The sequence below is a fragment of the Microcystis sp. T1-4 genome (genome assembly GCF_000297435.1).
Classification (GTDB): domain Bacteria; phylum Cyanobacteriota; class Cyanobacteriia; order Cyanobacteriales; family Microcystaceae; genus Microcystis.
The window spans coordinates 1-8,954 of sequence record NZ_CAIP01000130.1 but is presented as its reverse complement, the minus strand read 5'-3'; the positions used below and the strand labels follow the sequence as shown (position 1 = coordinate 8,954).

Annotated in this window: 8 protein-coding genes; 4 read left to right on the top strand and 4 right to left on the bottom strand. The window is 43.1% G+C overall.

Annotated features, from left to right (window positions below):
* Positions 1 to 80 precede the first annotated feature (80 nt).
* The gene (locus MICAI_RS07690) at positions 81 to 1,955 is read left to right on the top strand and encodes an ABC transporter ATP-binding protein (RefSeq protein WP_008199972.1); all 1,875 of its coding nucleotides are present in this window, start codon (positions 81 to 83) and stop codon (positions 1,953 to 1,955) included.
* Here the strand turns inward: MICAI_RS07690 and MICAI_RS07685 are convergent.
* Positions 1,948 to 3,345 carry an amidase gene (locus MICAI_RS07685; RefSeq protein ID WP_008199970.1) on the bottom strand — a complete coding sequence of 466 codons (1,398 nt, stop codon included), beginning with the start codon at positions 3,343 to 3,345 and terminating at the stop codon, positions 1,948 to 1,950. The genes MICAI_RS07690 and MICAI_RS07685 overlap by 8 nt on opposite strands.
* Positions 3,346 to 3,481: 136 nt before the next feature.
* On the opposite strand from MICAI_RS07685, the gene pyrR reads away from it, so the two are divergent.
* The 3 genes from pyrR to corA all read left to right on the top strand — a co-directional run bounded on the left by pyrR (position 3,482) and on the right by corA (position 6,681).
* Positions 3,482 to 4,015 (top strand): bifunctional pyr operon transcriptional regulator/uracil phosphoribosyltransferase PyrR, encoded by a 534-nt coding sequence (gene pyrR / locus MICAI_RS07680; RefSeq protein ID WP_008199968.1) that lies wholly within the window; start codon positions 3,482 to 3,484, stop codon positions 4,013 to 4,015.
* A gap of 137 nt (positions 4,016 to 4,152) precedes the next feature.
* Positions 4,153 to 5,430, top strand: a complete 1,278-nt coding sequence (locus MICAI_RS07675; RefSeq protein WP_008199965.1) for a recombinase family protein — start codon at positions 4,153 to 4,155, stop codon at positions 5,428 to 5,430.
* Between the two features lie 90 nt (positions 5,431 to 5,520).
* Complete coding sequence (gene corA, locus MICAI_RS07670; protein ID WP_039899808.1) at positions 5,521 to 6,681, top strand: magnesium/cobalt transporter CorA; 1,161 nt, start codon at positions 5,521 to 5,523, stop codon at positions 6,679 to 6,681.
* A gap of 59 nt (positions 6,682 to 6,740) precedes the next feature.
* Here corA and MICAI_RS26340 read toward each other — a convergent pair whose 3' ends face one another.
* The 3 genes from MICAI_RS26340 to MICAI_RS07660 form a co-directional block, all read right to left on the bottom strand.
* On the bottom strand, positions 6,741 to 6,917 hold the full coding sequence (locus tag MICAI_RS26340) for a hypothetical protein (RefSeq protein WP_008199960.1): 177 nt from the start codon (positions 6,915 to 6,917) through the stop codon (positions 6,741 to 6,743).
* 600 nt (positions 6,918 to 7,517) lie between these two features.
* Complete coding sequence (locus MICAI_RS07665; protein WP_008199957.1) at positions 7,518 to 8,027, bottom strand: tetratricopeptide repeat protein; 510 nt, start codon at positions 8,025 to 8,027, stop codon at positions 7,518 to 7,520.
* Positions 8,028 to 8,135: 108 nt separating this feature from the next.
* Positions 8,136 to 8,648, bottom strand: coding sequence for a hypothetical protein (locus MICAI_RS07660; RefSeq protein ID WP_008199954.1), 513 nt, complete (start codon positions 8,646 to 8,648; stop codon positions 8,136 to 8,138).
* Positions 8,649 to 8,954: the final 306 nt, after the last annotated feature.

The following is an 8,954-nucleotide window of genomic DNA, read 5'->3' as shown; positions in this document are numbered from 1 at the left end:
TGACCAATAAGATAACTGCTATATAGTTAAAATTGACAACTTAGGTTAAGATGATGCTAGGTTTCACCAGTTAAAGAGCTATGGATAACAAAGTTCTCGACGTTCGCCATCTCACCGTTGAATTTTCTAATCAGAAAAGAACAACAGTCGCAGTTAATAACATTAGTTTTAGCTTGCAGAAAGGTCAAGTTCTCGGTTGTGTGGGGGAGTCGGGTTCAGGAAAATCCGTCACCTCCCTTGCACTCATGGGACTGGTTCCCTCTCCGGGGAAAATTACCGGGGGAGAAATTTCCTTTCGTCCGGCAAAAGGTCCGTCAATGCAAGCAGTAGATTTATTATCTATTCCCCCGGAAGAATTGCGTTATTATCGCGGGGGAGAAATGGCGATGATTTTCCAAGAACCCATGAGTTCTCTTAATCCAGTCTATAACATCGGTTTTCAACTTACCGAAGCAATTTTACTGCATCAAAAAGTCACCACTGAACAGGCAAAAAATCAAGCCATCTCTCTACTGCAAGAAGTGCGCTTATTACCCAGTGATCAACAGTTAGAGGAGAAGTATATAGAAACTTTTCCCTTAGAAAATAAGGGTCATGTCAGAGAAAAAATTAGAACTTATATTCAGGAACAAAAAGAGGCAATTCTCAAGCGTTATCCTCACGAATTATCGGGGGGACAATTACAAAGGGTAATGATTGCCATGGCGATTTCTTGTAATCCTACCCTATTAATTGCCGATGAACCAACCACCGCTTTGGATGTGACTGTCCAAGCAGAAATATTAAGATTATTACGCGATTTGTGTAAAAGCGATCGAGAAATGTCAATGGTTTTTATCTCCCACGATTTAGGAGTTATTAACGAAATTGCCGATCAAATTGTCGTGATGTATCAAGGAGAAATTGTCGAACAGGGACCGAAAGAAGAAGTATTAAATTATCCCCAACATCCCTACACAAAAGGTTTACTTGCCTGTCGTCCCCGCTTAAACTCTCGTCCAGAAAAATTGCCCACCGTCAGCGATTTTTTACGAGTGGAAAAAGACTCTCAAGGTAAGATTATTGAATTACAGGAAATTACTCCACCGGCAGTTAAGTTTATTACTCTCCAGGAGGAAGAAAGCAGAATCGAAGGGTTACAAGATCACGAGAATATTTTATCGGTAGAAAATTTATCGGTTAGATTTCCAGTTAAGGGAGTTTTCGGGCAAGTAAAGACCTTTTTTAATGCCGTAGATCACGTCAGTTTTGCCGTTAAACAGGGGGAAACCCTCGGTTTAGTCGGTGAGTCTGGCTGCGGAAAATCTACCTTAGCAAGGACAATTCTGCGCTTAATTCCTGCTACTTCTGGAAATATCTATTTCCGAGGAGAAAATCTCGCTAAATTAAACCCCAGCGATCCAAAATTAAGACTACTGAGACGGGAATTACAGATAGTTTTTCAGAATCCCTACAACTCCCTGAATCCCCGTTTATCCATTGGTAAAGCAATTTTAGAACCGATGGTTATTCATCATACCGGCGGCAATTCCCAAAAGCGACGGCAACGAGTAGAATATTTATTAGAACGAGTTAAACTTGATCCTACTTGGTTCGATCGCTATCCCCATCAATTATCGGGAGGACAACGACAAAGGGTGTGTATTGCTCGCGCTTTAGCCTTAAATCCTCAGTTTATTATCTGTGATGAATCTGTCTCTGCTTTAGATGTTTCCGTGCAAGCGGGAGTCTTAAATTTACTCAAAGAATTACAGCAGGAATTTAATCTCACTTATATCTTTATTTCCCACGATTTAAGTGTTGTCAGATTTATGAGCGATCGGATTATGGTGATGAATAAAGGTAAAATTGAGGAAATGGGTACAGCTAACCAAATTATTAACTCTCCCCAAAGTGATTACACGCGTAAACTTATCGCTTCTATTCCCCAATTTACCGAAAGTATTGCTAGTTAAAATTAGCCCTCAAACCGAAAGGATTAGCTGCCTCTAATTGTGCCGATAAACCTAACAAAGTGATTTCATCAGCAGGTTTGCCCACTAACTGAATTCCCACGGGTAAACCCTGACTATCAACCCCTGTGGGTAAAGCAATCGCGGGTAAACCACTCGCATTAGCAATGGGGGAAGGGGCAATCCAAGCAATCATCTTATTAACCGCTTCTTCCGGTGGTAAATTTTCCCACTCAGCAATTCCGGGGGGTTGATGTAGGAAAATGGGCAAAAGTAAGACATCAAAATTATCAAACATCGCCACAATTTGCCGCGAAATAACGTGCATCTGCCGCACCGCTTGCAGGTATTCCCCCGCGCTGCCAGAATTCTCTAATAACCATTGGTTAAGGGGACTTAATAACTCCTTCGGAATTCCCGTCGCTGCCGTCCCCGCTTGCCAAATACGCCGAAAAGGAGCGATTAAAGCCTGTAAATCGGGAGAATACTCCGTTAAATGATGCCCCATACCCTCTAAAATTTTAGCCGTCTCGATCACAGCATTTTTATAGACGGCAGCCGCCTCGCCGAAGGGGGATATGGAAGTAGAAAAAGCGATTCTCAGGGGTTTTACGCCTCTCTGAGTGGCTTCTAGGAAAGAAAAGGGCGGATCGGGTAGCCAGTAGGGATCGCCCGTCGTATAGCCCGAAATCACGGTAAGCAGCGCCGCCCCATCTGCCACCGTCTTAGAAAGAGTGCCGTTAGTGGCGATACCGCTTTGAAATTCCCCCACCGGGGCATAGGAAACGCGCCCACGACTGGGTTTTATCCCCACCAAACCGCAACAACCCGCCGGAGTACGAATAGACCCACCACCGTCGGAACCCTGGGCAATCGGGCAGAAACCCGCCGCTACCGCCGCCGCCGCGCCGCCACTGGAACCTCCTGCGGTATAATCGCGGTTGAAGGGGTTACGAGTCGGCAAAAAACCCGGATTTTCGGTGTAGGGAAAGGAACCTAGCTGGGAAGTGGCAGTTTTGCCCAGAAGGATAAAACCCGCCATTTTCATTCTGGCGACGATTCCTTCGTCGTATTGGGCGATATTTCCCTGTAAAGCGGCGACTCCGTAACTAACCGGCATTCCAGCGACGGCATTTAAGTCCTTAATGGCGGTGGGAACTCCAAAAAAAGTCGGTAATTCGGCAGTAGCGGTGATTTGACTTAATTGTTCCGTTTGGGCGCTCGCAGTTGCTAGGGCGCTTTCCCCGGCGACATGGACAAAACTACCGATTTGACTGTCAAATTTCTCAATTCTGTCAAGGTATAAATGGGTTAATTCTAGGGGGGAGATTTGTTTAGTGCGAATCAGTTGGGCTAATTCTAGGGCAGATTTTTGCAATAATTCATCACTCATGAGCGATCAAGTTAAAATAGGTAAGTGAAAATAATTATATTCCTTAGTGGGAAGATGGTTTTAAAAGAAAAAAGAAAAAGAAAAAAAAAGTCCATTGCCGTCAAAATTTCCCTATCCCCCCTTGTCTTTGAAAATTATGCGCCCACAGTTAATTGAAATTCTCTCGGCTGACGAAATTCGTCGCACCATTACCCGTTTAGCTTCCGAAGTTATCGAAAAAAGTGGCGATTTAAATAACTTGATTTTGATCGGTATCTACACGCGAGGAGTGCCTTTAGCTAATTTAATTGCTAGTCAAATTGAGAGCCTAGAAGGGGTAAAAGTTCCCGTGGGAGCGATCGATATTACCTTCTATCGCGATGATCTTGATCGCATTAAAACCCGCACTCCTGCTAAAACCAAAATGCCCCTAGATGTCACGGGTAAAACCGTGATTTTAGTTGATGATGTTATCTATAAAGGCCGCACGATCCGCGCCGCTTTTAATGCTATTATTGAGTATGGCAGACCGCAAAAAATCCGCTTATTAGTCCTCGTTGATCGTGGTCATCGGGAATTACCAATTCACCCGGATTTTACCGGCAAAAAACTCCCCACCGCAGCCGAGGAACAGGTAAGAGTTTATCTACAGGAGATTGACGGCAAAGATGGGGTGGAATTAATCAAATAAACCGGAGTTAAGACGATGATCATTTTAGCTTCCAATCCTGGGATTCCTGCTCATAAGCGCTTGGAAGTGGAGAGGCTAATTGATAAAAATCAAGGCCTTTTCAGGAGTGCTGATCGTGATTTTCCACCCTTAATCCCATGAAAATTATCGCCTACACCTATACCAATCCCCTCCTCGATAGTCCCCCCGATAGCTCGATTTGGGCCTATTCTCCCGAACAAGTGTATCAGGATTTTGGCGATCGATCACAACGGCAGCAACTGCTGCGCGATTGTCAAGGAACTCCCCCCCGACTGCTGATCCTGCGTCGCCTAGCAGAATTGGGAGACAATGGCACGGAAGTTAGCAAAATTTTACAATCCTTAGAAGCCCTCGACATAGATATAATTGTCCTAGAAGACCCAGATTATAAGCTGAATTTTGCCAAGATTCTGCAAGAAATATCAAAAAACGAACTAAGTAATCGTTTAAAAGCAGGTCACGCTCACAATCGTCTGCAAGCTTTGCCTCCCCCCGGAAAAGCTCCCTACGGTTATCGTCGTGGCAAGGAGCGTTATATACTCGATCGCAGTACCGCGCCGGTAGTCAAAGACTTTTTTGATCGCTTTTTGATTTCCGCTTCCCTGCGTTCCACGGTGCGCTATCTAGAAAAACGCTACGGTAAAAAGATATCGGTAGCTACTGCCCATAAATGGCTGACTAATCCCGTTTATCGCGGTGATTTGTGCTATCTCGGTCAAGATATTATCCCCGATACCCACACCCCGATTATCTCCCGGGAAGAAGCAGCCCAGATCGATCGCATCTTGAGAAATAATCGCAAATTACCCCCCCGCAGTGCCAGCGCGCCGCGTTCCTTAGCGGGTTTAGTCGTCTGTAGTCAATGTCAATCGGGGATGACGATTACCAAAGTGACGGCGCGAGGAAAGGGCCTAGAATACCTCTATTTGCGACCTTTGCAATGTCCCCGGACGAAAAAATGTTCAGCGATCGCTTATGAGAAAATTCTAGATAGCACAATCGAGCGCATTTGTCAAGACCTACCACCGACGATCGCTCAGATAGCTTTACCGGATTTAGAGGCGATCAAACGGGGAATGAGCGAGGAAATAGGGCAAAAAAACGATATTTTGTCGCAATTGTCCTCCCTAGAAGCGGCGGGAATTTTAGATCGAGAAACGGCTAATCTACGGGCCTATAAACTGAAAAACGAGATCGCGCAGATTCAAGGACGTTTAGACCAATTACCCCCCGATAACCTGACTATTATCGCTCGTGCCGTTGCTTTTCCGCAATTTTGGCGAGATTTATCGGAAATCGAGCGCCGTTTTTATTTTCGCGAGTTTATCCGTCGCATCGAAATAGAGAGGGAAACGGCTAATAATTGGCATTTACGTTTAATCTTCGTTTTTTAACAATCTTGGACAATCTTAAAGTTAGCTAAAAATTGAGGAATCTTTGAGTGATCAATGCTAAGAAAAGGCCAACAGCGATCGATCTCGACTATGAGCAATAACAAAAGATTAACTAGGTATAAAAAAGGGCGAAAATCCTCCGAGACAAAACCCCACCTTTATGATTATCACTATAACCAACCCGGGACGATGCCGGGGTTAATCACCATCGATGAAAATGCCGTTGCTACCGAGATATCTTTAATTAATTATAACTCTCAACAAGCCACTATAGTTAATAATCTCTTACCTCAAGACTGTCTTAAATATTTATCCAATGATTCCATCTCTTGGGTTGATATCGTCGGTTTGGGTAATGAAGATAAACTGCAAGAGTTGGGAGAAATTTTTCATTTACATCCCCTAACCCTGGAGGATATAGTCAGTATTCCCCAAAGACCAAAAGTAGAAGAATGCGAGAATTATATTTTAATTATAGTGCCAATGGCCATCCTGATCGATCATCAGGGTTTTTTGCTAGAACAAATCAGTTTAATCGTCGGCAAGAATTATGTTTTAACCGTGCAGGAAGAAGGACAATACGATTCTTTAGAGGGAGTTAGGGAAAGAATCCGTTTAAATAAAGGTTCCATCCGGCAGCAAAAATCGGGTTATTTAGCCTACTCGATTTGGGATGCCATTATTGACGGTTATTTTCCCGTTTTAGAGTCCTACGGAGAAAGAATCGAGGAGCTAGAAAACGAAATTTTAGCCAGTCCCACGGAACAGACTTTATCAAAAATTTACCAACTACGTCAGGAATTACTCTCCCTGCGACGGGCAATTTGGCCGCAAAGAGACACCCTCAATGCCCTTTTACGCGATGAGTACATTGTCATCGATACAACGATTAAACCCTATCTAAGGGACTGTTATGACCATGTGGTACAAATCCTCGATGTTATCGAAAATTACCGGGAATTTGCCAATGGTTTAATGGATTTTTACTTGTCTTCCGTGAGTAATAAAATGAACGAGATTATGAAAACTTTAACGGTAATCTCGACGATTTTTATCCCTCTCACCTTCATTGTCGGTATTTACGGCATGAACTTTAATACTGATAAATCCCCCTATAATATGCCCGAATTAGAATGGTATTGGGGCTATGTATTCGTCTGGGTGTTGATGCTAACCGTTGCTTTCAGTTTAATCATTTTCTTTTGGCGACGCGGCTGGTTTAAGAACCTATCGACAGTGAAGAAAAGATAAACTGTTAAGCAGATTAGATAAACCGGATTGCAGGGCCGGCATCTAGCAAGAGAAAATGGCTATTGCAGAGAAATCAATAATTTAGTGTCGGCGGTATTTTTTAACACTTTCAGTTGATGGCTTCTAATTTTGTCCAACCAACTATAGTGCTGGTTGCGACATTGATAGACGATATCGATGTCACCAATCTCTGACTTAACCTGAGCTAAGTAGTTTTCTAGTTCGCTAATTTTCATAACCTATCTCGCTTGCGCTGAAGGACATCAACCCTAAACCAAGAATTATCCCTAAAGGATAGGGGTGACTACAGTTACTATTATAGGCCGATCATAATTCTTAAAAAAGTTCTTATCTAACAAAGTGAGCTAATGTCAGGGTTAGATGATAGGCTGCCCGGCTCTTCTAGGTTCTGTGTGATAAGTTTAATTGACATAGGATCGATCGATCTTTGTGTCCTTTGTGTCTTTGTGGTTCGTTCCACCCCCTCGCTCTTGAGAAATGTATCTTAGAATACATTTTACCCACCAAAGCTGGGAGAGCCGCTGCCCGCAAATTTAAATTGCTTGTTGAGATGAGGCACTCTTGCAAGAGGCAAGAATCCCCCCGATGTCGGGGGGGTTGGGGGGGCGGGGGAGATTCAGCTAATCTAAGGATAGGCGTTTAGAATGCGTCCTAGCTTATTGGGGCAGCGCCATCCCTAGGCAAACGGGCTAATTTACCGAAGAAACGCCGCAGTAATGCCCAAGCAATGCCGATAATTGCGCCAAGTCAAGAAATAAAAAATTCTCGATATTGTCTTTTAGTTCCCCCAGCTTCGATAATTAATTCTTTTTTCATTACTTTTTAGGTTCTGGGGTTTGCTGTTGGGAAGCTGCCGCAATCGCTTGATTTAAGCGAGTTAATTCTTCTTTAAATTTTGGTTCTTGGGGATAGTCTTTGACTAATTTTTCTAGGAGACTTTTCGCCCCAGAAACGTCTTGAGTTTGTAATCTTGTTCCATAAAGAACCAGCATAACTTCCAGATTGTCGGGATATTTTTGATATAACTTTTCTAAAGGTTCTCTGGCTCCGATAAAATCTTTTAACTGTAGGCGAGCTTCCGCCAGTCCTTGCAAAGCAGTGGGGTTATCCGGTTCACGTTCGAGAATTTTCTCGTAACCTTTGACCATTGCTGCTAATTTTTCGGGAGGAATAGTTGCCTCTTGCCCTGGTTGACTGCCTTGGGTAGAATTAGAATTATTATTTTTCAGTAAACCTAAAGTTGGCACCACCATTAAAGCCAGAAATACTAAACCAGAGGAAACAATTAAGACTCGTTTGAGCGTATCGTTATTTTTTTTTGGCATACTTTTTAACAATTAGAGATAAGCAATTTTGTAGGGTGCGTGTTGGCGGCGATAACCTTGGCATGAAAAACCAAAATTAGTAATCCGCACCCCACGCACCAGATAAGATTAATCAGTAGTAACTCGATGAAATTCTTGACCCCAAAGATTATAAGCCCAAATGCCCAAGCCAAAACTACCTAAGCAGAGGATGGTGATCATCAGGAAAACTTGCCACCTATTGTAACCTGCTTCCTGAAGTTCTAGACGACCGAGGATAGTAGCAGCTAATAGGATTAACACTCGACTAAATACCGCCCACTTGTGGAAGATAAAGACTACCGCCAAAGACCAGCCGAGAATTGATAATACAGCGCTAATATCGTTTTTAAACCAACTGCGGAAAAATAGCGGCATTAAGTGACTAAACAAAGTTAATCCTAGGGCAATTGAGAGGATAACCCCCACCGCTAGGGTATAGATGATGATTTCTAGCCATTCGCTAGTGAGAGTCCAATTCATTTCATCACCGCGGACAACTAACCAATCACTCCATGATAAACGCTCATGGGCGATCGACCAGCCAAACACCCCATAGACCGATGGAATCAGAAAAGTAAGTAGTATAATGCGCCAAAACATAATCAGTTATCAGTTATCAGTTATCAGTTATCAGTTTTGAGTATTAAGTGAGCAGTAAGTAGTCATGCAAAATTAATTTCCCAGTCGAGACAGGAGACAGGAGACAGGAGACAGGAGACGGGAGACGGGATCAGATTTGAGTTTTTAGTTCACTGTTTACTGATCACAGCAAAAAGCTGACGGAGTAACTGCTGACGGTTTGGATGTGTAATTAATTTTGCTTAGGTACTTATGTATTAAGCAAGCAGTATTAAATGGCAGTTTCCTACTTTCTTTTCACTGTTTACTGATTACTGATTACTGTTT

What these genes read in the sequence shown, in the direction of transcription:
- pyrR (WP_008199968.1), top strand. Translation starts at nt 3,482, where the DNA reads ATGCGCCCACAGTTAATTGAAATTCTCTCGGCTGACGAAATTCGTCGC.
- MICAI_RS07665 (WP_008199957.1), bottom strand. Translation starts at nt 8,027, where the DNA reads ATGCCAAAAAAAAATAACGATACGCTCAAACGAGTCTTAATTGTTTCC.
- MICAI_RS07685 (WP_008199970.1), bottom strand. Translation starts at nt 3,345, where the DNA reads ATGAGTGATGAATTATTGCAAAAATCTGCCCTAGAATTAGCCCAACTG.
- MICAI_RS07690 (WP_008199972.1), top strand. Translation starts at nt 81, where the DNA reads ATGGATAACAAAGTTCTCGACGTTCGCCATCTCACCGTTGAATTTTCT.
- MICAI_RS26340 (WP_008199960.1), bottom strand. Translation starts at nt 6,917, where the DNA reads ATGAAAATTAGCGAACTAGAAAACTACTTAGCTCAGGTTAAGTCAGAG.
- MICAI_RS07660 (WP_008199954.1), bottom strand. Translation starts at nt 8,648, where the DNA reads ATGTTTTGGCGCATTATACTACTTACTTTTCTGATTCCATCGGTCTAT.
- corA (WP_039899808.1), top strand. Translation starts at nt 5,521, where the DNA reads ATGAGCAATAACAAAAGATTAACTAGGTATAAAAAAGGGCGAAAATCC.
- MICAI_RS07675 (WP_008199965.1), top strand. Translation starts at nt 4,153, where the DNA reads ATGAAAATTATCGCCTACACCTATACCAATCCCCTCCTCGATAGTCCC.